19 protein-coding genes are annotated in these 23,924 nt (G+C 55.4%); 15 read left to right on the top strand and 4 right to left on the bottom strand.

Annotation, left to right across the window (positions count from 1 at the left end):
- Nucleotides 1-107 precede the first annotated feature (107 nt).
- The 4 genes from metA (at nucleotide 108) to aceK (ending at nucleotide 6,048) form a co-directional block, all read left to right on the top strand.
- Entirely contained in the window at nucleotides 108-1,037 is a 930-nt protein-coding gene (gene metA, locus ACQG22_RS01300) for a homoserine O-acetyltransferase MetA (protein WP_013095021.1), read from the top strand.
- 270 nt (nucleotides 1,038-1,307) lie between these two features.
- Nucleotides 1,308-2,909, top strand: a complete 1,602-nt coding sequence (gene aceB, locus ACQG22_RS01305; RefSeq protein ID WP_040023614.1) for a malate synthase A — start codon at nucleotides 1,308-1,310, stop codon at nucleotides 2,907-2,909.
- A 32-nt stretch (nucleotides 2,910-2,941) separates the two neighbouring features.
- Complete coding sequence (gene aceA / locus ACQG22_RS01310; protein ID WP_020686610.1) at nucleotides 2,942-4,246, top strand: isocitrate lyase; 1,305 nt, start codon at nucleotides 2,942-2,944, stop codon at nucleotides 4,244-4,246.
- A gap of 50 nt (nucleotides 4,247-4,296) precedes the next feature.
- Nucleotides 4,297-6,048, top strand: a complete 1,752-nt coding sequence (gene aceK / locus ACQG22_RS01315) for a bifunctional isocitrate dehydrogenase kinase/phosphatase (protein WP_040023616.1) — start codon at nucleotides 4,297-4,299, stop codon at nucleotides 6,046-6,048.
- 22 nt (nucleotides 6,049-6,070) lie between these two features.
- Here the strand turns inward: aceK and iclR are convergent, their stop codons facing one another.
- Nucleotides 6,071-6,898 carry a glyoxylate bypass operon transcriptional repressor IclR gene (gene iclR / locus ACQG22_RS01320; protein ID WP_013095025.1) on the bottom strand — a complete coding sequence of 276 codons (828 nt, stop codon included), beginning with the start codon at nucleotides 6,896-6,898 and terminating at the stop codon, nucleotides 6,071-6,073.
- Between the two features lie 193 nt (nucleotides 6,899-7,091).
- On the opposite strand from iclR, the gene metH reads away from it, so the two are divergent.
- The 5 genes from metH to rluF all read left to right on the top strand — a co-directional run bounded on the left by metH (nucleotide 7,092) and on the right by rluF (nucleotide 14,153).
- Nucleotides 7,092-10,775 carry a methionine synthase gene (gene metH / locus ACQG22_RS01325; protein WP_369706751.1) on the top strand — a complete coding sequence of 1,228 codons (3,684 nt, stop codon included), beginning with the start codon at nucleotides 7,092-7,094 and terminating at the stop codon, nucleotides 10,773-10,775.
- A 116-nt stretch (nucleotides 10,776-10,891) separates the two neighbouring features.
- Entirely contained in the window at nucleotides 10,892-12,523 is a 1,632-nt protein-coding gene (locus ACQG22_RS01330) for a Na/Pi cotransporter family protein (protein ID WP_013095027.1), read from the top strand.
- Between the two features lie 95 nt (nucleotides 12,524-12,618).
- Nucleotides 12,619-12,912: a type II toxin-antitoxin system CcdA family antitoxin gene (locus ACQG22_RS01335; protein ID WP_020686614.1), complete on the top strand. Its 294-nt coding sequence runs from the start codon at nucleotides 12,619-12,621 to the stop codon at nucleotides 12,910-12,912.
- Nucleotides 12,912-13,229 (top strand): CcdB family protein, encoded by a 318-nt coding sequence (locus ACQG22_RS01340; RefSeq protein ID WP_023621410.1) that lies wholly within the window; start codon nucleotides 12,912-12,914, stop codon nucleotides 13,227-13,229. Before ACQG22_RS01335 ends, ACQG22_RS01340 begins: the two co-directional genes overlap by 1 nt.
- 54 nt (nucleotides 13,230-13,283) lie before the next feature.
- Nucleotides 13,284-14,153: a 23S rRNA pseudouridine(2604) synthase RluF gene (gene rluF / locus ACQG22_RS01345; protein ID WP_369706750.1), complete on the top strand. Its 870-nt coding sequence runs from the start codon at nucleotides 13,284-13,286 to the stop codon at nucleotides 14,151-14,153.
- Nucleotides 14,154-14,219: 66 nt separating this feature from the next.
- Here the strand turns inward: rluF and panS are convergent, their stop codons facing one another.
- Entirely contained in the window at nucleotides 14,220-15,164 is a 945-nt protein-coding gene (gene panS, locus ACQG22_RS01350) for a ketopantoate/pantoate/pantothenate transporter PanS (RefSeq protein ID WP_369706749.1), read from the bottom strand.
- A gap of 92 nt (nucleotides 15,165-15,256) precedes the next feature.
- Nucleotides 15,257-16,606 carry a lysine-sensitive aspartokinase 3 gene (gene lysC / locus ACQG22_RS01355; RefSeq protein WP_013095032.1) on the bottom strand — a complete coding sequence of 450 codons (1,350 nt, stop codon included), beginning with the start codon at nucleotides 16,604-16,606 and terminating at the stop codon, nucleotides 15,257-15,259.
- A gap of 375 nt (nucleotides 16,607-16,981) precedes the next feature.
- On the opposite strand from lysC, the gene pgi reads away from it, so the two are divergent.
- The 5 genes from pgi (at nucleotide 16,982) to ACQG22_RS01380 (ending at nucleotide 22,773) form a co-directional block, all read left to right on the top strand.
- Nucleotides 16,982-18,631 (top strand): glucose-6-phosphate isomerase, encoded by a 1,650-nt coding sequence (gene pgi / locus ACQG22_RS01360; protein WP_020686615.1) that lies wholly within the window; start codon nucleotides 16,982-16,984, stop codon nucleotides 18,629-18,631.
- Nucleotides 18,632-18,998: 367 nt separating this feature from the next.
- Complete coding sequence (gene yjbE, locus ACQG22_RS01365) at nucleotides 18,999-19,241, top strand: exopolysaccharide production protein YjbE (RefSeq protein ID WP_013095034.1); 243 nt, start codon at nucleotides 18,999-19,001, stop codon at nucleotides 19,239-19,241.
- Between the two features lie 63 nt (nucleotides 19,242-19,304).
- Nucleotides 19,305-19,943 carry a YjbF family lipoprotein gene (locus ACQG22_RS01370; RefSeq protein WP_013095035.1) on the top strand — a complete coding sequence of 213 codons (639 nt, stop codon included), beginning with the start codon at nucleotides 19,305-19,307 and terminating at the stop codon, nucleotides 19,941-19,943.
- Complete coding sequence (locus ACQG22_RS01375; RefSeq protein ID WP_148790502.1) at nucleotides 19,940-20,677, top strand: capsule biosynthesis GfcC D2 domain-containing protein; 738 nt, start codon at nucleotides 19,940-19,942, stop codon at nucleotides 20,675-20,677. The genes ACQG22_RS01370 and ACQG22_RS01375 overlap by 4 nt, the downstream gene beginning before the upstream one ends.
- The gene (locus ACQG22_RS01380; RefSeq protein ID WP_029882648.1) at nucleotides 20,677-22,773 is read left to right on the top strand and encodes a YjbH domain-containing protein; all 2,097 of its coding nucleotides are present in this window, start codon (nucleotides 20,677-20,679) and stop codon (nucleotides 22,771-22,773) included. The genes ACQG22_RS01375 and ACQG22_RS01380 overlap by 1 nt, the downstream gene beginning before the upstream one ends.
- Before the next feature lie 77 nt (nucleotides 22,774-22,850).
- Here ACQG22_RS01380 and ACQG22_RS01385 read toward each other — a convergent pair whose 3' ends face one another.
- Nucleotides 22,851-23,303: an acyltransferase gene (locus ACQG22_RS01385; RefSeq protein ID WP_029882649.1), complete on the bottom strand. Its 453-nt coding sequence runs from the start codon at nucleotides 23,301-23,303 to the stop codon at nucleotides 22,851-22,853.
- Nucleotides 23,304-23,399: 96 nt separating this feature from the next.
- On the opposite strand from ACQG22_RS01385, the gene psiE reads away from it, so the two are divergent.
- A complete protein-coding gene (gene psiE / locus ACQG22_RS01390) occupies nucleotides 23,400-23,810 on the top strand; it encodes a phosphate-starvation-inducible protein PsiE (protein WP_000202963.1) in 411 nt (136 codons plus the stop codon).
- The last annotated feature ends 114 nt before the right edge of the window (nucleotides 23,811-23,924 follow it).

The following is a 23,924-nucleotide window of genomic DNA, read 5'->3' on the forward strand; positions in this document are numbered from 1 at the left end:
AACTTTCTCACCTTAAGCTTGCAGACTCGACATTCACACCAATTCTGGGTATCGTTGGCTGTCTGGATGTCTAAACGTTTATACGTATGCTGTGAGGATACAAGGTTATGCCGATTCGGGTGCAGGACGAGCTACCAGCCGTCAATTTCTTACGTGAAGAAAACGTCTTTGTGATGACCACTTCACGCGCGACAGGTCAGGAAATTCGCCCGCTGAAGGTGCTCATTCTTAATCTGATGCCGAAAAAGATCGAAACAGAGAATCAGTTCCTGCGCCTGCTTTCGAACTCTCCGCTTCAGGTGGATATTCAGCTGCTGCGGATCGATGCCCGTGAGTCGCGTAACACGCCTTCTGAGCATCTGAATAACTTCTACTGTAACTTCGACGATATCCGCGAGGAAAACTTCGACGGACTGATTGTCACTGGTGCGCCGCTGGGCCTGGTAGAATTTAATGATGTCGCCTACTGGCCGCAGATCAAACAGGTACTGGAGTGGGCAAAAGATCACGTCACGTCCACGTTGTTTGTCTGTTGGGCGGTACAAGCTGCGCTGAATATCCTCTACGGCATCCCCAAACAAACCCGTACCGAAAAACTTTCCGGCGTATACGAACACCACATTCTTCACCCTCATGCCTTGCTGACACGTGGGTTTGATGATTCGTTCCTGGCCCCGCATTCGCGCTACGCCGATTTCCCGGCGCAGCTGATTCGTGACTACACCGATCTGGAGATCCTGGCCGAAACAGAAGATGGCGATGCTTACCTGTTTGCCAGCAAAGATAAACGTATTGCCTTTGTAACCGGGCATCCTGAATACGATCCACACACCCTCGCGGCAGAGTATTTCCGTGATGTCGAAGCGGGTCTCAATCCGGATGTGCCGTATAACTACTTCCCGAAAAACGATCCCCAGAACAAACCGCGAGCCACCTGGCGCAGTCACGGGAATTTGCTGTTTACCAACTGGCTCAACTATTACGTCTACCAGATAACGCCATACGATCTGCGTCACATGAATCCGACGCTGGAGTAATCTTCTGCATAAAACGATCCTAAAGCGTTTCAGCTATTCACATCAGGCACCTTCGGGTGCCTTTTTTATTTCCGAAATTCAACTCAACATGCAATAAAACTTTAAATTCATAGTAATCAATAAGTTGAAGTTAAATTGAATTTAAAATGGAAATTGTTTTTGATTTTGGAAAAAATAGAGATAGTCTTAATTCTGCTGAGCGAAAACTACACAACGATCTTTCGTTCGCATTGGGGATGTGAATTTGGATCTTTGATGAGGAGCAGAGTGATGACTCAACAGGCAACGACGGCCGATGAACTGGCCTTTACCCAGCCGTATGGCGAGCAAGAACAGCAAATTTTGACGGTTGAGGCGGTTGAATTTCTGACTGAACTGGTGACCCGCTTTACGCCGCAGCGCAATAAGCTGCTGGCTGCACGCATTCATCAACAGCAGGAAATTGATAATGGCAAGCTGCCTGGGTTTATTTCGGAAACCGCTTCCATTCGACGCGGCGACTGGAAAATCCGCGGCATCCCTGAAGATTTGCAGGATCGCCGCGTTGAGATCACTGGCCCGGTAGAGCGCAAAATGGTGATCAACGCCATGAACGCCAACGTCAAAGTCTTTATGGCGGATTTTGAGGACTCCCTGGCCCCGGACTGGCGTAAAGTGATCGACGGGCAGATCAACCTGCGCGATGCCGTTAATGGCACCATCAGTTATACCAACGAAGCCGGTAAAATTTATCAGCTGAAACCCAATCCGGCGGTTCTGATCTGCCGCGTACGCGGCCTGCACCTGCCGGAAAAACACGTCACGTGGCGCGGAGAAGCGATTCCGGGCAGCCTGTTTGATTTCGCCCTCTATTTCTTCCACAACTACAAAAACCTGCTGGCAAAAGGCAGCGGCCCCTATTTCTACCTGCCGAAGACCCAGGCCTGGCAGGAAGCGGCCTGGTGGAGTGAGGTGTTCAGCTACGCGGAAGATCGCTTCAACCTGCCGCGTGGCACCATTAAAGCCACCCTGCTGATTGAAACGCTGCCTGCCGTATTCCAGATGCATGAAATCCTGCACGCTCTGCGCGATCACATTGTGGGTCTGAACTGCGGACGCTGGGACTACATCTTCAGCTATATCAAAACGTTGAAAAACCACCCCGATCGCGTACTGCCGGATCGCCAGGTTGTCACCATGGATAAACCGTTCCTCAGCGCCTACTCGCGCCTGCTGATTAAAACCTGCCACAAGCGCGGTGCCTTTGCGATGGGCGGCATGGCGGCCTTTATTCCGAGCAAAGACGCTGAGCGTAACAATCAGGTGCTCAACAAGGTGAAAGCTGACAAGGAGCTTGAAGCGCGTAACGGTCACGACGGTACGTGGATCGCCCATCCAGGCCTGGCCGATACGGCAATGGAAGTCTTTAACCACGTGCTCGGCGACAACAAAAACCAGCTGTTTGTCACCCGTGATGACGATGCCCCAATCGCAGAAGAGCAACTTCTGGCGCCGTGCTCGGGTGAACGCACGGAAGAGGGCATGCGTGCCAATATCCGCGTGGCCGTGCAGTACATCGAAGCGTGGATCTCCGGTAACGGCTGTGTGCCCATCTACGGTCTTATGGAAGACGCGGCGACGGCAGAAATCTCCCGTACCTCTATCTGGCAGTGGATCCACCATCAGAAAACGCTCAGCAACGGCAAGCCGGTGACCAAATCCCTGTTCCGCCAGATGCTGGCCGAAGAGATGCGCGTCATTCAGGACGAGCTGGGCGAACACCGCTTCAGCAGCGGACGTTTTGATGATGCCGCCCGCCTGATGGAGCAAATCACAACCTCAGATGACTTAATCGACTTCCTCACCCTGCCAGGCTACCGCCTGCTTGCGTAAATCCACCACATAACAATATGGAGCATCTGCACATGAAAACCCGTACCCAACAAATCGAAGAACTGAAGAAAGAGTGGACACAGCCGCGCTGGGAAGGTATCCGTCGCCCATACAGCGCTGAGGAAGTGGTGAAACTGCGTGGCTCGGTCAATCCGGAATGCACGCTGGCGCAAAATGGCGCGGCGAAGATGTGGCATCTGCTGCATGGCGGCTCCAAAAAGGGCTACATCAACAGCCTCGGTGCACTGACCGGCGGTCAGGCGTTGCAGCAGGCGAAGGCCGGTATCGAAGCCATTTATCTTTCCGGCTGGCAGGTCGCGGCGGATGCCAACCTGGCCTCCAGCATGTATCCGGATCAGTCGCTCTATCCGGCAAACTCGGTGCCGTCGGTGGTGGATCGGATCAACAACACCTTCCGCCGTGCGGATCAGATCCAGTGGGCGGCAGGTATTGAGCCAAACGATCCGCGCTTTATTGACTACTTCCTGCCGATCGTCGCGGATGCAGAAGCCGGTTTCGGCGGCGTGCTGAACGCCTTTGAGTTGATGAAATCGATGATTGAGGCCGGTGCAGCGGCTGTACACTTCGAAGATCAGCTGGCCTCGGTGAAGAAATGCGGACACATGGGCGGCAAAGTGCTGGTCCCGACCCAGGAAGCGATTCAGAAACTGGTCGCTGCGCGTCTTGCCGCTGACGTGCTCGGCGTGCCGACGCTGGTGATTGCCCGTACCGATGCGGACGCGGCTGACCTGATCACCTCTGACTGCGATCCATACGACAGCGAGTTCATTACCGGCGAGCGCACCAGCGAAGGATTCTATCGTACCCATGCTGGCATTGAGCAGGCCATCAGCCGTGGCCTGGCGTATGCACCGTACGCGGATCTGGTCTGGTGCGAAACCTCCACGCCGGATCTGGCGCTGGCAAAACGCTTTGCCGATGCTATCCACGCCAAATACCCGGGCAAACTGCTGGCCTATAACTGCTCGCCGTCCTTCAACTGGCAGAAGAATCTGGACGATAAAACCATCGCCAGCTTCCAGCAGCAGCTGTCAGACATGGGCTACAAGTATCAGTTCATCACCCTGGCGGGGATCCACAGCATGTGGTTCAACATGTTCGACCTGGCGCACGCCTACGCGCAGGGCGAAGGCATGAAGCACTATGTTGAGAAAGTGCAGCAGCCGGAGTTTGCCGCGGGCAAAGAGGGCTATACCTTTGTTTCTCATCAGCAGGAGGTGGGAACCGGTTACTTTGATAATGTGACCACGATTATTCAGGGCGGCGCCTCCTCCGTCACTGCCTTAACGGGGTCAACAGAAGAAGCACAGTTCTAATCTTTTCCCCCTCTCCCCTCTGGGGAGAGGGTTGGGGTGAGGGGGAATCTATGTCGCGTGGTCTGGAATTACTGATTGCACAGACTATTTTGCAGGGCTTCGATGCTCAGTATGGTCGTTTTCTGGAAGTCACCTCCGGCGCGCAGCAGCGCTTTGAGCACGCCGACTGGCATGCGGTCCAGCAGGCCATGAAGCAGCGTATTCACCTCTACGATCATCACGTGGGTCTGGTGGTGGAACAACTGCGCTGCATTACCGACGGTAAAAGCCCTGACGCGGCATTTTTACTGCGCGTTAAGGAGCACTACACCCATTTGTTGCCAGACTACCCGCGCTTCGAGATTGCGGAGAGCTTTTTCAACTCCGTGTATTGCCGGTTATTTGACCACCGCTCATTATCTCCTGAGCGGTTATTTATTTTTAGCTCCCAGCCGGAGCGCCGTTTTCGCACCATTCCGCGCCCGCTGGCGAAGGATTTTTTCCCCGACCACGGCTGGGAGAAGCTCCTGCACCGCATGTTAACAGATTTACCGCTGCGTTTGCCGTGGGAGAATAAAGCCCGCGATATTGGCTTTATCATCGCCCATCTCCACGAATCCTTTGGCGAAGAGGCTCTCAGCCACTGCCATTTGCAGGTCGCCAACGAGCTTTTCTACCGCAATAAAGCCGCATGGCTGGTGGGCAAGCTCGTGACGCCCTCCGCCACCGTGCCGTTTCTGCTGCCCATACACCGTACCGATGACGGCGAACTGTTTGTCGATACCTGCCTGACCACCAGCGCCGAGGCCAGCATTGTGTTTGGCTTCGCCCGCTCCTATTTTATGGTCTACGCTCCGCTGCCTGCCGCCCTGGTGGAGTGGCTGCGCGAGATCCTGCCGGGCAAAACCACCGCCGAGCTGTATATGGCGATTGGCTGTCAAAAGCATGCCAAAACGGAAAGCTACCGGGAGTATTTGCGTTATGTCACCACCGCCGATGAGCAATTTATCGAAGCGCCCGGCATTCGCGGCATGGTGATGCTGGTCTTTACGCTGCCGGGGTTTGACCGGGTGTTTAAGGTCATCAAAGATACATTTGCCCCGCAGAAAGAGATGACCGCAGCGCATGTTCGTGCCTGCTATCAGCTGGTGAAAGAACACGATCGCGTCGGACGTATGGCGGATACGCAGGAGTTTGAAAATTTTGTGCTGGATAAGCGGCAGATCGATCCGGCTTTAATGGCCCTGTTACTGCAGGAAGCACCGGCAAAAATCACCGATTTGGGCGACAAAATAGCGATTAGCCATCTGTATATCGAGCGCCGTATGGTGCCGCTGAATATCTGGCTGGAACAGGCCGACGGTCAGGCTTTAAAAGATGCCATTGAAGAGTACGGCAACGCGATTCGTCAGCTTGCCGCTGCCAATATCTTCCCCGGCGACATGCTGTTTAAAAACTTCGGCGTGACCCGACACGGGCGGGTAGTGTTCTATGATTACGATGAAATTTGCTACATGACCGAGGTTAATTTCCGCGATATCCCGCCGCCCCGTTACCCGGAAGATGAACTCTCCGGCGAGCCGTGGTACAGCGTCTCACCGGGCGATGTCTTTCCCGAGGAGTTTCGCCACTGGCTGTGCGCCGACCCGCGTATTGGGCCATTGTTTGAAGAGATGCATGCCGATCTGTTTCGTGCCAGCTACTGGCGCGGGCTGCAAACGCGAATTAAAAATGGGCACGTGGAAGATGTGTACGCCTACCGTCGTAAGCAGCGGTTTTGCATCCGATTTTTTCCCTCTCCCTGTGGGAGAGGGCCGGGGTGAGGGCAACAGACCGCACTCAATCCTAGCGAATCCCACCATACGCCAGGGTGACCTCTTTCGCCGCCTTAATCACCAGCGCACCCAGCTCGGTGACGCGATCGTCGGTCATACGGGAAATCGGCCCGGAGATGGAGATGGCGGCAAACGGTTCGCGATGCTCGTCAAAGATACAGGCCGCAATGCAGCGCAGGCCCAGGGCGTGCTCCTCGTCGTCAAACGAATAGCCGCGCTTGCGGGTCAGGGCCAAATCTTCTTTCAGATGCACCGGTGAAACCAGCGTGGCGTGGGTATAGGCGTGCAGCCCTTTACGGTGCAGCAGCCCCGTCACCTGTTCCTCGCTCAGCTGCGACAGAAAGGCTTTCCCCGCGCCGGACGCGTGCATAGGCAGCTTACCGCCAATGGGGGCTGACATACGCATCAGCTGGGTACACTGTACCTGGTCAATGATGATCGCCTGATGATCGCTCTGGTCGAGCACGGCCAGATTCACGGTCTCGCCCGACTCTTCCATTAATTTGCGCAGGATAGGGTGCACAATCGCCAGCAGGTTGCGGCTTTGCAGGAAGCTGCTGCCGACGATGAACGCATGGGCGCCGACTGCCCAGTGCCCCAGCTCGCCAACCTGACGCACAAAGCCAAGCTGTTGCATGGTGGTCAGCAGCCTGTGCGTAGTGGAGTTCGGCAAACCAGCCTGTTGGGCCAGCTCCGTCAGGGCCACGCTGCTGTGCGACTCGGCTATCCATTCCAGCAGCTTCAAACCGCGTGTAAGCGATTGAACCTGTCCACCCTGTTGTGCGGCGGGGGTGGCAGCAGGTTTTCTGCCGCGTTTCGCGGGAACGGTCGTGACCATGACGATCTCCTTTTTCTGTATCGTGGAAATCATTTTCGTTTTATTTGGTGATTTTGCAACCGTTATCCTGACTGATCGGATGAGTGATAGTGAACATGTCTCATGTTACCGCCGTGTGACTTTTCCACCCTGCAAGATTGTGCCAGTATGGACCGCAGCCTTTTGGCCTGGTTGAGCGTTGTCGGGAGCAAGTGTGAGCAGCAAAGTAGAGCAACTGCGTGCGCAGTTAAATGAACGAATTCTGGTGCTGGACGGCGGCATGGGCACCATGATCCAGAGCTATCGCCTCAGTGAAGACGATTTCCGTGGCGAACGTTTTGCGAACTGGCCATGCGATCTCAAAGGTAACAATGACCTGCTGGTATTAAGCAAACCGCAGGTGATTGCGGATATCCACAACGCCTACTTCGAAGCGGGTGCGGATATCGTTGAAACCAACACCTTCAACTCGACAACCATCGCCATGGCGGATTACCAGATGGAATCCCTGTCGGCGGAGATAAACTATGAGGCGGCGAAGCTAGCCCGCGCCTGTGCCGACGCGTGGACGGCGCGCACGCCGGAGAAACCGCGCTACGTTGCCGGGGTGCTGGGCCCAACCAACCGCACCGCCTCTATTTCACCGGACGTAAACGACCCGGCGTTTCGTAACATCACCTTTGACCAGCTGGTGGCAGCCTACCGTGAATCAACCAAAGCGCTGGTGGAAGGCGGTTCCGACCTGATCCTGATTGAAACGGTTTTCGATACCCTCAATGCCAAAGCCGCGATTTACGCGGTGAAAGAGGAGTTCGAGGCGCTGGGCGTCGAGCTGCCAATCATGATTTCCGGCACCATTACCGATGCCTCTGGCCGTACCCTGTCCGGGCAGACCACCGAAGCGTTTTATAACTCTTTGCGCCACGCGGAAGCGCTCTCCTTCGGCCTGAACTGTGCGCTGGGTCCGGATGAGCTGCGCCAGTATGTGCAGGAACTGTCACGTATTGCGGAATGCTACGTCACCGCACACCCGAACGCCGGTCTGCCAAACGCCTTTGGCGAATATGATCTGGATGCGGACACCATGGCGGCGCAGATCCGCGAATGGGCCGAATCCGGTTTCCTGAATATCGTTGGCGGCTGCTGCGGCACCACGCCGGAGCACATTACCGCCATGAGCAGTGCCGTGGCCGGTCTGCCGCCGCGTAAACTGCCCGAGCTGCCGGTTGCCTGCCGGCTCTCCGGCCTTGAGCCGTTGACCATCGGTGACGACAGCCTGTTTGTGAACGTTGGGGAACGTACCAACGTCACCGGTTCCGCGAAATTCAAACGCCTGATCAAAGAAGAGAAGTACAGCGAAGCGCTGGACGTTGCCCGCCAGCAGGTAGAAAGCGGCGCGCAGATCATCGACATCAACATGGATGAGGGGATGCTCGACGCCGAGGCGGCGATGGTACGTTTCCTCAACCTGATCGCCGGCGAGCCGGATATCGCCCGCGTGCCGATCATGATTGACTCCTCCAAATGGGAAGTGATCGAAAAAGGGCTGAAGTGCATTCAGGGCAAAGGTATCGTCAACTCCATCTCAATGAAAGAAGGGGTCGATATCTTTATTCACCACGCGAAGATGGTGCGCCGCTACGGCGCGGCCGTGGTGGTGATGGCCTTTGATGAAGTGGGCCAGGCGGACACCCGCGAGCGCAAAATTGAGATTTGCCGCCGCGCGTACAAGATCCTGACCGAAGAGGTAGGCTTCCCGCCGGAAGACATCATCTTTGACCCGAACATCTTCGCCGTCGCCACCGGGATTGAAGAGCACAATAACTACGCTCAGGACTTTATCGGCGCGTGTGAAGACATCAAACGTGAGCTGCCGCATGCGCTGATCTCCGGCGGCGTCTCGAACGTGTCGTTCTCGTTCCGCGGCAACGACCCGGTACGTGAAGCGATCCACGCCGTATTCCTCTACTACGCCATCCGCAACGGGATGGATATGGGGATCGTCAACGCCGGACAGCTGGCGATTTATGACGATCTGCCCGCAGAACTGCGCGACGCGGTGGAAGATGTGATCCTCAACCGCCGTGACGACGCCACCGAGCGGCTGCTCGATCTGGCAGAAAAATACCGCGGCAGCAAATCGGACGACGCTGCCAACGTCCAGCAGGCCGAGTGGCGTAGCTGGGATGTCAAGAAGCGGCTGGAATATTCGCTGGTAAAAGGCATCACCGAATTTATCGAGCAGGATACCGAAGAGGCGCGCCAGCAGGCCGCCCGGCCCATCGAGGTTATCGAAGGGCCGCTGATGGACGGCATGAACGTGGTGGGCGATCTGTTCGGCGAGGGCAAAATGTTCCTGCCGCAGGTGGTCAAGTCCGCGCGCGTAATGAAGCAGGCCGTGGCGTATCTGGAGCCGTTCATCGAAGCCAGCAAAGAGCAGGGCTCCAGCAACGGTAAAATGGTTATCGCCACCGTGAAGGGCGACGTGCATGACATCGGAAAGAACATTGTCGGTGTGGTGCTGCAGTGCAATAACTACGAGATTATTGACCTTGGCGTAATGGTGCCGGCGGATAAAATCCTCAGGACCGCGCGCGAAGTCAATGCTGACCTGATTGGCCTTTCCGGGCTGATTACCCCGTCGCTCGACGAGATGGTTAACGTGGCGAAAGAGATGGAGCGTCAGGGCTTCACCATTCCGCTGCTGATTGGCGGGGCGACCACCTCAAAAGCGCATACTGCGGTGAAGATTGAGCAGAACTACAGCGGCCCGACGGTCTATGTTCAGAACGCCTCGCGCACCGTGGGCGTGGTCTCAGCGCTGCTCTCCGACACCCAGCGCGATGACTTTGTGGCCCGGACCCGCAAAGAGTACGAAACCGTCCGCATTCAGCATGCCCGCAAGAAACCGCGCACCCCACCGGTGACACTTCAGGCGGCGCGCGATAACGATCTGGCGTTTGACTGGGCGAGCTATACGCCGCCAGTTGCCCATCGCCTGGGCGTGCAGGAGGTGACCGCCAGCATCGAAACGCTGCGCAACTACATCGACTGGACACCATTCTTTATGACCTGGTCGCTGGCAGGCAAATATCCGCGCATCCTGGAAGATGAGGTTGTCGGCGAAGAGGCGAAGCGCCTGTTTAAAGACGCTAACGACATGCTCGACAAACTCAGCGCCGAGAAAGCCCTTAACCCGCGCGGCGTGGTGGGGCTGTTCCCGGCTAACCGCGTGGGGGACGACATCGAAATTTATCGCGATGAGACGCGCACCCACGTGCTGACCGTAAGCCATCACCTGCGCCAGCAAACCGAAAAGGTCGGGTTTGCCAACTACTGTCTGGCCGATTTTGTTGCGCCGAAGCTGAGTGGTAAAGCCGACTACATCGGTGCCTTCGCCGTGACCGGCGGTCTGGAAGAGGACGCCCTGGCGGATGCCTTTGAAGCGCAGCACGATGATTACAACAAAATCATGGTCAAAGCGATTGCCGATCGTCTGGCGGAAGCGTTCGCAGAGTATCTGCATGAGCGCGTACGCAAGGTTTACTGGGGCTACGCGGCGAATGAAAATCTCAGCAATGAGGAGCTGATCCGCGAAAACTACCAGGGGATCCGCCCGGCACCCGGCTACCCGGCCTGTCCGGAACATACCGAAAAGGGCACCATCTGGCAGCTGCTGGACGTTGAGGCCCATACCGGAATGAAACTGACCGAATCTTTCGCGATGTGGCCTGGGGCATCGGTATCCGGCTGGTACTTCAGCCATCCGGACAGCAAATACTTTGCCGTGGCGCAGCTGCAGCGCGATCAGATTGAAGATTATGCACTGCGTAAAGGCATGAGCGTCTCTGAAGTGGAGCGTTGGTTAGCGCCGAATCTCGGCTACGACGCCGACTGACCGTCACTTTTCCTTACAACTAACAGGGCGCTCATTGAGCGCCCTGTCTCTTTCTTACGTTTAAACCCTTATACTGACCTAAGGAAAATGAATAACGATAAGGAGGATAACCTTCCGTGCTGACCCTGTTACATCTGCTCTCGGCAGTCGCACTGCTGGTCTGGGGCACCCATATTGTCCGTACCGGCGTGATGCGCGTGTTTGGCGCACGTTTACGTACCGTTCTCAGCAGCAGCGTGGAGAAGAAACCGCTCGCCTTCTGCGCGGGTATTGGCGTAACGGCGCTGGTTCAGAGCAGTAATGCGACCACATTGCTCGTGACATCGTTTGTCGCTCAGGATCTGGTGGCGCTGGCCCCTGCACTGGTTATTGTGCTGGGCGCTGACGTGGGTACCGCGCTGATGGCACGTATCCTGACTTTCGATCTCTCCTGGCTGTCGCCGCTGCTGATATTTATCGGGGTCATCTTTTTCCTTGGGCGTAAGCAGACGCGCGCTGGCCAGCTTGGACGCGTGGGGATTGGCCTCGGGCTGATTCTGCTGGCGCTGGAGCTGATTGTGCAGGCGGTCACGCCCATTACCGAAGCCAACGGTGTGCAGGTTATCTTCGCCTCGTTAACCGGCGATATTATGCTGGATGCGCTCATCGGCGCGGTGTTTGCCATCGTCAGTTATTCCAGCCTGGCGGCGGTGCTGCTGACGGCCACGCTCACCGCCGCAGGGGCGATCTCCTTCCCGGTCGCACTGTGTCTGGTGATCGGGGCTAACCTCGGCTCGGGCCTGCTGGCGATGCTCAATAACAGCGCTGCCAATGCTGCCGCCCGCCGCGTGGCGCTCGGCAGTCTGCTGTTTAAGCTGGTGGGCAGCCTGATTATTCTGCCGTTTGTGCACCCACTGGCGAACCTGATGGACAACCTCTCTCTGCCGAAGGCAGAGCTGGTGATCTACTTCCACGTCTTCTATAACCTGGTGCGCTGCCTGGCGATGGTGCCGTTTGCTGAACCGATGGCGCGCTTCTGTGAACGGCTTATACGCGATGAACCGGAGCTGGATGCGCGCCTGAAACCGAAGCATCTGGACACCTCCGCGCTGGATACTCCTGCGCTGGCGCTGGCCAATGCCGCCCGCGAGACGCTGCGCATGGGTGATGCCATGGAAACCATGCTCGAAGGCTTGCAAAAGGTGATGCACGGCGAGCCGCGGGAAGAGAAAGAGCTGCGCCGGCTGGCAGATGATATCAACGTGCTTTATACCGCTATCAAGCTCTATCTGGCGCGCATCCCGCAGGATGAACTGGCGGAAGAGGAGTCCCGCCGCTGGGCGGAAATCATTGAGATGTCGCTTAACCTTGAGCAGGCTTCGGATATTGTGGAGCGGATGGGCAGTGAAATTGCTGACAAATCTCTGGCCGCCCGCCGTGCGTTCTCCGTCGAAGGGCTGAAGGAGCTGGAAGCCCTGCACGAACAACTTCTGAGCAACCTGAAGCTGGCGATGCTGGTCTTCTTCTCAAGCGATGTGCCGAGCGCACGCCGTCTGCGCCGCAACAAGCATCGCTTCCGTATCCTCAACCGCCGCTACTCGCACGCCCACGTGGAACGTCTGCACCAGCAGAACGTGCAGAGTATCGAAACCAGCTCCCTGCACCTAGGGCTACTGGGGGATATGAAACGCCTTAACTCATTGTTCTGTGCGGTGGCGTACAGCGTGATGGAACAGCCGGATGAAGATGACGAGCGGGATGAGTATTAATCTCTGAAAGCGCCTCGCAAAACCCATTTGCGAGGCGTGACGCTTTATAAAGAGCAATTTACTCTTCAGACCTCATATTTTGAAGGGAATAGAAAATGCTCGTTTATTACGCTACACTTCGCCAATTCATGCGCATTCCAATGGGGGTTCTCATGCGCACTACCCATGGTATTAAAAAATCAGTCAATGTTTCGTTAGCACCTGAAATTCTTGAAGAAGCGCGACGGCTTAAACTCAATCTCTCTGCTGTACTCACTACCGCTCTACAGGAGCAGTTTCGTGCGCATCAGCGCGCAGAGTGGTTAGCAGAAAATAAAGCGTCTATAGAGGCCATCAACCAGTGGGTTGATGAAAACGGCTCCTTTAGTGATTTTCAGAGGTCGTTCTGATGGAGCAATATTTTGCTTATGAGAATGAAGGCAATGGGAGAAAAGCCTATCCATGGCTTATTAATATGCAGCACCCTGTTGCTAATGTGATGAAACATGTACTTGTCGCTCCCGCCGTTGAATTAAGCCTGCTGGGCGGCATTCGTCCGCCTGCGAAAGTGTGCCCTGTCGTTGAAATCGCGGGTAAGCCCTGCGTTGTCATGATGCATATGCTGTCAGGCATATCTTCAAAAGAGTTAGGTGAACGTGTTGCCGATCTCACTGACAACAGTGCTTCATTGCGGGATGCACTCGATTTTCTGATCAACGGTTACTAGGACTTTTTTGTCAGCCGCAAGGTAAGGTATATTTCGCCCTTCACAGGAGAAACTATGCTGCCAACTCAATCAATCCGATTAAACAAATACATTAGCGAGAGCGGGATCTGCTCACGTCGCGAGGCGGACCGTTACATCGAACAAGGTAATGTGTTCCTCAACGGCAAACGCGCCACTATTGGTGACCAGGTGATGCCCGGCGACGTGGTCAAAGTGAATGGTCAGCTCATCGAACCGCGTGATGCAGAAGACCTGGTGTTTATCGCGTTGAATAAACCGGTTGGGATTGTCAGCACCACGGAAGATGGCGAGCGGGACAACATCGTTGATTTCGTTAACCACAGCAGCCGTATCTTCCCGATTGGCCGTCTGGATAAAGACTCGCAGGGGTTGATTTTCCTCACAAACCACGGCGATCTGGTGAATAAGATTCTGCGTGCCGGGAATGACCACGAGAAAGAGTATATCGTGACGGTGAATAAGCCGGTCACGGACGAATTTATTCGCGGCATGGGCGCCGGTGTACCCATCCTCGGTACCGTCACGAAAAAGTGTAAGGTGAAGAAAGAAGCGCCGTTCGCGTTCCGCATTACCCTGGTGCAGGGCCTGAATCGTCAGATCCGCCGTATGTGCGAATACTTCGGTTATGAAGTGACGAAGCTGGAACGCACGCGCATCATGAACGTCAGCCTGTCCGGTATCCCGCTGGGCGAGTGGCGCGATTTAACCGATGATGAACTGATCGAGCTGTTTAAGCTTATCGAGAACTCCTCGTCTGAAGCAAAGCCGAAGGCCAAAGCCAAACCAAAAACTCAGGCGATTAAACGCCCGGCCGTGAAAGCACCGCAGTCGGAAGAGAAAGGGCGAGGCAAGCCCGCAGGTAAACGCTTTACGCAACCGGGACGTAAAAAGAAGGGGCGTTAAGCCCCTTTTTTCCCGCCTTGCGCGTGCGGAAAGTGTAGGTCGGGTTAGCGTAGCGCCACCCGACTGTTAAAGACGATATTCATCTGTTTTCTGTGGTTTTTCTTCTATCGGTTTGCCGGACCAGTATCCCGCCAGCAGCGAACCGGACAGATTATGCCAGACGGAGAACAGCGCACCAGGCAGAGCCGCCAGCGGCGAGAAGTAAATTTTCCCGAGTGCCGCTGCCAGACCGGAGTTCTGCATCCCTACTTCAATTGCCAGCGTCCGGCAGGTGGGTTCATCGAAGCCAAACAGTTTCCCGCCCCAGTATCCGCCCAGCAGGCCAATGGTGTTATGCAACACTATCGCGATAATCACGACAAAGCCCACGGATGCAATGTGCGACGCAGAACCGGCCACCACGGCGCTGATGATGGCCAGAATACAGACCATCGAAAACGCAGGCAGATAGGGCTCAACGGCTTTTACCACGCGCGGGAACAGGTGGTGAATGACAAGGCCCAACGCGATCGGAATCACCACGATTTGCAAAATGCTCAGCAGCATTCCCATCACGTCCACCTGAATATGGGCGTCAACGTACAGGCGTGTTAGCAGCGGCGTGGCAATCACGCCCACCAGCGTGGATACCGAAGAGATGGTCACGGAGAGCGCCACATCGCCTTTTGCCAGATAGATCATGACATTGGAGGCGGTTCCGCTGGCCACGCTGCCCACCAGCACCATCCCGGCGGAGAGGTCGGGTGGCATCTTAAAGGCCATTGCCAGCAGCCAGGCCGCAAGGGGCATCACCAGGTAGTGCAGGAAAATCCCTGCAGCAACCGGAGCCGGGCGTGAGAGCACGCGTTTAAAGTCGTCGATTTTTAGATGCACACCCATGCCGAACATAATCAGCATCAGCAACGTGGTCACCCACGGACCAATGCCCGTGAACGTAGTGGGGGTGTAATACGCGAGTATGGAGAGCAGCAGCGCCCATAACGGGAACAGCCGGGTGATGGCGGATAACATAGATATTCCTTGCAGTATTGTCGTGTTGTTTAGTTATGAAAAAGCCGGGTCTGTGCCCGGCTTATAGATATTGTTTATCGTGCTAACGATTTTTATTCAAACAAATTCTGATGAAGTTTCTGCACCACCTGTTCTGCCTGCTCAGCAGGCACCAGGAAGCAGAGGTTGTAGCTGGAGGCACCGTAGCAAATCATGCGGATATTGAACGGGTCGAGCACACCGAAGACCTCTTTGCCCACGCCACAGGCGCGCGACAGCTTATTACCGATGATGGCTACCAGCGCCAGGTTTTCTTCTACTTCCACGCGGCACAGTTCTGACAGCTCAATCAGCAGTGACTGCGTCAGCAGGGTGTCACCCGTTGAGGTTGAACCGGTGGTGTCCAGCGTCAGTGCGATACTCACTTCGGAGGTGGTGATCAGATCCACGGAGATGTTATGACGCGCCAGGATGCCAAACACTTCCGCCAGGAAGCCGCGCGAGTGCAGCATATTATGGCTGTGCAGCGTAACCAGCGTTTGCTTACGGCGCAGGGCCAGCGCGCGGAACAGCGGTGGATTTTCGGTTTTCTTGCACACCAGCGTACCGCCCGCTTTCGGATCTTTACTTGAACCGACGAAGACCGGGATATCACTACGCACGGCAGGCAGCAGCGTTGCCGGGTGCAGCACTTTGGCACCGAAGGTCGCCATTTCCGCCGCTTCTTCAAACGCAATCACGTCAATACGTTTTGCCGCAGAGACGACGCGTGGATCGGTGGTGTAAATTCCCGGGACGTCAGTCCAGATATCCACACGGGTCGCGTGCAGCGCTTCACCCAGTAGCGCCGCGGTGTAATCACTGCCGCCACGGCCAAGCGTGGTGGTGCGTCCTTTGGCTTCGCTGCCGATAAAGCCCTGGGTGATCACGATCCCCTCATCCAGGCGCGGGACCAGCTGCTGATTAGTCAACTCGGCCAGCGCTTCCACGTCCGGCTCGGCGCGGCCAAAGCGATCGCTGGTGCGCATGATTTTACGCACGTCGAACCACTGTGCCTGAACGTTACGTTCACGCATGATTTCAACAAACAGCAGGGTGGACATGAGCTCACCGTGGCTGACCAGCTCATCGGTCAGGGCGGTGGAGGTGGCCAGAGAAGCCGCTTCTGCCAGCGTGGTGATATTTTCCAGCAGACGCTCCACTTCTTCGCGGATCACGTTCGGGTTCTGCAGACGTTCAAGGATATCGAACTGAATTTTGCGCAGTGCGTCCAGCTTAACGAAGCGCTCGGTGGCCTCCAGCCCTTCAGACAGAGAAACCAGCAGGTTCGTCACGCCAGCAGAGGCAGAAAGCACTACCAGGCGGGTATTCGGATCGGCCAGCACCACATCGGCGCTGCGGTTCATGGCATCGTAATCTGCCACACTGGTGCCGCCAAACTTGGCGACCACAAAACTCGTCATAACAACCTCGTGTCAGGGAATGAATAAAGCGACCATGGCACAAGAATGAAACGAAAACAGGTGCAGGCGCAAAATACGGCCCTATAAATAAAATGTGGGGGAGGTCCTGTCAATGCCGGGATTATGCGGATTTTTCATGGGGGGGTACCCCTGAGAAACAGGACTTATAACAGGGCCATATTTTATGCTTCGTTTTCCCCGATTTTGACCGACATTTCGCCGCCACGGGTGGGCGCGTCAGCAGCTATACTTTTCGGGTCTTTTCACCTGCGTTTGATGCAGGCCAGGGCAATGGCATAAAAACCATCACAATTTTTATTTGCAGGCGCTACAATCGACCGCAGTCACAATTCTCAAATCAGAAGAGTATTGCTAATGAAAAACATCAACCCAACGCAGACCGCTGCCTGGCAGGCACTACAAAAACATTTTGATGAAATGAAAGACGTCACCATCGCGGAGCTGTTCGCGAAAGATGCCGATCGTTTCAACAAATTCTCTGCGACCTTCGATGACCTGATGCTGGTGGATTTCTCCAAAAACCGCATCACCGAAGAGACGCTGGCGAAACTGCAGGATCTGGCGAAAGAGACGGAACTGGCAGACGCCATCAAATCCATGTTCTCCGGTGAGAAGATCAATCGTACCGAAGACCGTGCCGTGCTGCACGTGGCTCTGCGTAACCGTAGCAATACGCCAATCATCGTTGACGGCAAAGATGTGATGCCGGAAGTGAACGCGGTGCTGGAAAAGATGAAAGCCTTCTCTGAAGCAATCATCTCCGGAAGCTGGAAAGGCTACACCGGCAAAGCCATCACCGACGTGGTGAACATCGGTATCGGCGGTTCTGACCTCGGCCCGTTCATGGTCACCGAAGCGCTGCGTCCATACAAAAATCATCTCAACATGCACTTTGTCTCCAACGTCGATGGTACTCACATCGCCGAAGTGCTGAAGAACGTGAACCCGGAAACTACACTGTTCCTGGTGGCCTCTAAAACCTTCACCACCCAGGAAACCATGACCAACGCCCACAGCGCGCGCGACTGGTTCCTGAAAACCGCAGGTGACAACAAGCACGTGGCGAAACACTTCGCAGCGCTGTCCACCAACGGTAAAGCGGTTGGCGAGTTCGGTATCGACACCGCGAACATGTTCGAGTTCTGGGACTGGGTTGGTGGCCGCTACTCTCTGTGGTCTGCGATCGGCCTGTCTATCATTCTCTCCGTGGGCTTCGACAACTTTGTTGAGCTGCTCTCCGGCGCGCACGCGATGGACAAACACTTCTCCACCACCGCACCTGAGAAAAACCTGCCGGTGCTGCTGGCGCTGATCGGTATCTGGTACAACAACTTCTTCGGCGCAGAGACCGAAGCGATCCTGCCGTACGACCAGTACATGCACCGCTTCGCGGCTTACTTCCAGCAGGGCAATATGGAATCCAACGGTAAATACGTTGACCGTAACGGCAACGCGGTGGATTACCAGACTGGCCCAATCATCTGGGGTGAGCCAGGCACCAACGGTCAGCACGCGTTCTACCAGCTGATTCACCAGGGGACCAAAATGGTACCGTGCGATTTCATCGCCCCGGCTATCACCCATAATCCACTGTCTGATCACCATCCTAAACTGCTGTCTAACTTCTTTGCTCAGACCGAAGCGCTGGCGTTTGGTAAATCCCGCGAGGTGGTAGAGCAGGAATACCGTGACCAGGGTAAAGATCCGGCCACCCTGGAACACGTTGTGCCGTTCAAAGTGTTCGAAGGCAACCGTCCAACCAACTCCATCCTGCTGCGTGAAATCACGCCGTTCAGCCTGGGTGCGCTGATTGCTCTGTATGAGCATAAGATCTTCACGCAGGGCGCAATCCTGAACATCTTCACCTTCGATCAGTGGGGCGTTGAGCTGGGTAAACAGCTGGCGAACCGTATTCTGCCTGAACTGGGTGATGACAAAGCGATCAGCAGCCACGACAGCTCGACAAATGGTTTGATTAACCGTTATAAAGCATGGCGCGCGTAATTAAATCGTCATAAAAACGTGCCGGCGATATGCCGGCATTTTTTTATCAGACAATTCCTGATGTCTGTTATTTAACTCAAATTCCCGTTATGAGTTTTATCCGAAAATACCTTTTAACCCGTTAATGAGTGCGGTTTATTTTAGGATTATACGGAGAGTTACTTTCGCCTTATGTAATTATATCTATTTGATTTTAAATAAATAATTTATTAGTTAATTATTCTTATACTTCACATTTATCCAATAGTCCGAAAACCCTTTCTCTATTTATCCGTACGGCAATCCCTCTGCTTTAGTTGTGTATACTCGAATCCGCCTGAATTTCTTTTCGGGCAAATCTCCATTCATTCATTGAAGGGAAATTGTTATGAAGAAAGTACTGTATGGCATTTTTGCCATATCTGCACTTGCGGCGACATCTGTCTATGCAGCTCCGGTCCAGGTCGGGGAAGCAGCAGGGTCGGCAGCGACGTCTGCGTCTGCGGGGAGTTCTACCGCGGCCAGCACCAGCACCGTAAGTTCAGCCGTGGGTGTCGCGCTGGCGGCAACCGGTGGCGGTGATGGCTCCAATACCGGAACCACGACCACTACGACGACCAGCACCCAGTAATTCCGGGTGTTTTAATCATAACCACACTTCGGTGTGGTTATTTCGCCCCTTCGGAGAAGAGTCGTGAAGCGACCTGCAATCATCCTGATTTGCCTGCTGTTGCAGGCGTGCTCGGCCACCACCAAAGGGCTGGGCAACTCACTGTGGGACAGCATATTCGGTACGCCGGGTGTGCATTTGACCGATGATGAACTTCAGAACATGCCGTATGCCAGCCAGTACATGCAGCTCAACGATGGTCCGCAACTGTTTGTGGTGCTCGCTTTCGATGAAAACGGGCAGCAGAAATGGGTGACGCAGGATCAGGCCACCATCGTGACGCAACATAGCCGTATTGTGAAAACCCTGCTCGGTGGCGATAACCTTCTTGAGGTCAACAACCTTGCGGCCGATCCGCTCAGCAAACCGAACCAGATCACCGACGGGGCAAGCTGGACGCGGACAATGGGCTGGACGGAACACAAGCAGGTGCGTTACGCCACCGCCCGCTCTACCTTCCGCTGGGACGGTACGGACAGCGTCAGGGTAGGCAGCGACGAAACCCGGGTGCGCGTACTGGATGAAGAGGTCACGACCGATCGGGCAACCTGGCATAACCGTTTCTGGGTGGATGATGAAGGGCAGATCCGTCAGTCCCTGCAATATTTGGGTGCCGGATTCTTCCCGGTTAAAACCACGCTGATCAAGGCCGCGAAATCATGAAAACACTTATTCGCGTTGCGCTGATCGCAAGCTTTGCCACACCGCTCGCCTGGTCTGCCGGGACGGTGAAGGTCTACACGCCGGACAGCACGCAGCCCAAAACGTTGACGAACGCCGGCCACCTGATTGATCTCGTCGGTCAGCCAAGGCTGGCAAACAGCTGGTGGCCAGGTGCGGTGATCGCTGAGCGGCAGGCAACGGTGGCGGCGGAACAAAAGCACAAGGCGCTGCTCGCCAGATTAACGGGGTTAGCAGAGCAGGAAGACGGCGACGATGCGGCAGCCATTAACAGCCTTCGCCAGCAGCTTCTGGCGCTAAAGGTTACCGGAAGACAAAACATCAATCTCGATCCGGATGAAGTCCGCGTGACGGAAAAAGGTAATCCGGCCCTGGAGGGAGATTACACGCTCTGGCTCCCGGCGCAGCCTTCCACCATCACGGTGATGGGGCTTATCAGCAGCCCGGGTAAAAAACCGTTTACTCCCGGCCGCGACGTGGCGAGCTATCTCGACGAGCAGAGCCTGCTGAGTGGTGCGGATAACAGCTACGCCTGGGTGATTTATCCTGACGGGAACACGCAAAAGGCGCCGGTTGCCTACTGGAACAAGCGGCATGTCGAACCCATGCCAGGCAGCATCATTTTTGTCGGTTTTGCCGACCATTTCTGGACGAAGGCATATGACGGGCTGAATGCCGATATCCTTCATTCCCTGACACAGCGGATACCGGAATAATGAAAAAGACCTATCTCTATAGCATGCTGGCACTGTGTGTGAGTGCCGCCTGTCATGCAGAAACATATCCGGCACCCATTGGCCCGTCTCAGTCAGACTTCGGTGGCGTCGGTTTACTGCAAACCCCTACCGCGCGTATGGCGCGAGAAGGGGAAATCAGCCTTAACTATCGTGATAACGACCAGTACCGCTACTATTCTGCATCCGTACAGCTGTTCCCATGGCTCGAAACCACGCTGCGCTACACCGACGTACGAACGAAACAGTACAGCAGCGTGGACGCGTTTTCCGGCGATCAGACCTACAAAGATAAAGCCTTCGATCTCAAACTGCGCCTGTGGGAAGAGAGCTACTGGATGCCGCAGGTTTCCGTGGGGGCCAAAGATATCGGCGGTACCGGCCTGTTCGACGCGGAGTACATTGTTGCCAGTAAGGCCTGGGGGCCGTTTGACTTCTCGCTGGGGCTTGGCTGGGGCTATCTCGGCACCAGCGGCAACGTGAAAAACCCGTTCTGCACTTACAGCGACAAATTCTGCTATCGCGACAACAGCTATCAGAAAGCGGGTTCCATTAACGGTGATCAGATGTTCCACGGTCCGGCTGCCCTGTTTGGCGGCGTGGAGTATCAGACGCCGTGGCAGCCGCTGCGCCTGAAGCTGGAGTACGAAGGTAACGACTACTCGCAAGAGTTCGCCGGAAAGATTGAGCAAAAGAGCAAGTTTAACGTCGGCGCCATTTACCGCGTCACCGATTGGGCCGACGTTAACCTCAGCTACGAGCGCGGCAACACCGTGATGTTTGGCTTTACGCTGCGTACTAACTTTAACGACATGCGGCCGCACTATAACGACAACGCGCGGCCTGCATACCAGCCGGAGCCGCAGGATGCCATTCTGCAGCACTCCGTGGTGGCCAACCAGCTGACGCTGTTGAAGTACAACGCCGGTCTGGCGGATCCGAAAATCCAGGTGAAAGGCGATACGCTGTACGTGACCGGTGAGCAGGTGAAATACCGCGACTCGCGGGAAGGGATCGAACGTGCCAACCGGATCATCATGAACGATCTGCCGGAGGGGATCCGCACGATCCGCGTAACGGAGAACCGCCTGAACCTGCCGCAAGTGACGACGGAAACGGACGTGGCCAGTCTGAAGCGCCATCTGGAGGGCGAGCCGCTGGGGCATGAAACCGAGCTGGTACAAAAACGCGTTGAGCCGATCGTGCCGGAGACGACCGAGCAGGGCTGGTATATCGATAAATCGCGCTTCGATTTCCACATCGACCCGGTGCTAAACCAGTCTGTCGGCGGGCCGGAAAACTTCTACATGTACCAGTTGGGCGTGATGGCAACGGCGGATCTGTGGGTGACCGACCACCTGCTGACCACCGGCAGCCTGTTTGGCAACATTGCCAACAACTACGACAAGTTCAACTACACTAACCCGCCGAACGACTCGAAGCTGCCGCGCGTGCGTACCCGCGTGCGTGAGTACGTGCAGAACGATGCCTACGTAAACAACCTGCAGGCCAACTACTTCCAGTACTTCGGCAATGGCTTCTACGGCCAGGTCTACGGCGGTTATCTGGAAACCATGTATGGCGGTGCGGGGGCGGAAGTGCTTTATCGTCCGGTGGACAGCAACTGGGCGTTTGGTATTGATGCCAACTACGTTAAACAGCGTGACTGGCGCAGCGCGCAGGACATGATGAAGTTCACCGACTATAGCGTGAAAACCGGCCATCTGACGGCCTACTGGACGCCGTCGTTCGCCCAGGACGTGCTGGTGAAAGCCAGCGTGGGTCAGTACCTGGCGGGCGATAAGGGCGGCACGCTGGATATCTCCAAACACTTCGACAGCGGAGTGGTGGTGGGTGGTTACGCCACCATCACCAACGTCTCGCCGGACGAATACGGGGAAGGGGACTTCACCAAAGGGGTGTATGTGTCGATTCCGCTGGATCTGTTCTCATCCGGTCCAACCCGCAGCCGTGCGGCCATTGGCTGGACGCCGCTGACGCGTGACGGGGGCCAGCAGCTGGGTCGTAAGTTCCAGCTGTATGACATGACCAGTGATAAGAACATTAACTTCCGCTGATGCTTCACGCCGGGCGGCACTGCGTTTGCCCGGCCTACGATTTTGTAGGCCCGGTAAGCGCAGCGCCACCGGGCGAATCAAAGACGGCGCAGTAGCTTCGCCGGGTTTCCCGCATAAACGCCTTTCTCGGTGATGGATTTGGTCACCACGCTCCCCGCACCAATCACCACCCCGTCGCAGATGGAGACCGCCAGGATGGTCGCCCCGCTGCCTATCGACACATCATTTCCCACAGTAATGCGTCCCCAGCTGTTCCGGTCAGCATTGGGTTTGCCGTCGCGAAACATATCGTTGGCAAACATCACCCCATGGCCAATGAAACAGCGTTCGCCCAGGGTGACGTACTCGCAAATGAAGGTGTGCGACTGAATTTTGCTCTCGTCGCCAATGCGCGTATTGCCCTGAATTTCAACAAACGGGCCGATAAACACACCGTTGCCAAGCACGCAGTCATAGAGATTGCAGGGCTCATACAGGGTGACATTTTCACCACAGGTTACGTTGCGAACCCCGGTAGGTCTGCGCTCCATTCGTTACCTCCGTACATAAAACATAATTAAAAAATATAGATCCACGTCACATTTTTGCGTTATACAGGAACCTCGCCCTGGAGAATGAGGTGCTGTATGACATCCCTGACTCGCCCGCGTGTTGAGTTCATCTCAACTATCCTCCAGACCGTGCTCAACCTCGGTCTGCTGAGCCTTGGCCTGATCCTGGTCGTCTTTTTGGGTAAAGAGACGGTGCATCTGGCGGATGTACTGTTCGCCCCCGAGCAAACCAGCAAATATGCGCTGGTGGAAGGCCTGGTGGTCTACTTTCTCTACTTTGAATTTATCGCCCTGATTGTGAAATATTTCCAGTCAGGCTTTCACTTCCCGCTGCGCTATTTTGTCTACATTGGGATCACCGCGATAGTGCGGCTGATCATCGTCGATCATAAATCTCCCCTTGATGTGCTGATCTACTCGGCGGCGATCCTGCTGCTGGTGATCACGCTCTGGTTGTGTAATTCGAAGCGGCTGAAGCGCGAATAGGCGCTCTGACGCGGAAGAGATGCGGTCAAAATGTGATCTATATAGATTTAATTTAAAACTATATAGTTTTAAATGTGTGGCAGTTCAGGCATACGCGGTACTGAAATTAACTGC

It is taken from the genome of Enterobacter cloacae complex sp. 309I3, from assembly GCF_050031595.1.
In the GTDB taxonomy this organism is placed as follows: Bacteria; Pseudomonadota; Gammaproteobacteria; order Enterobacterales; family Enterobacteriaceae; genus Enterobacter; species Enterobacter cloacae.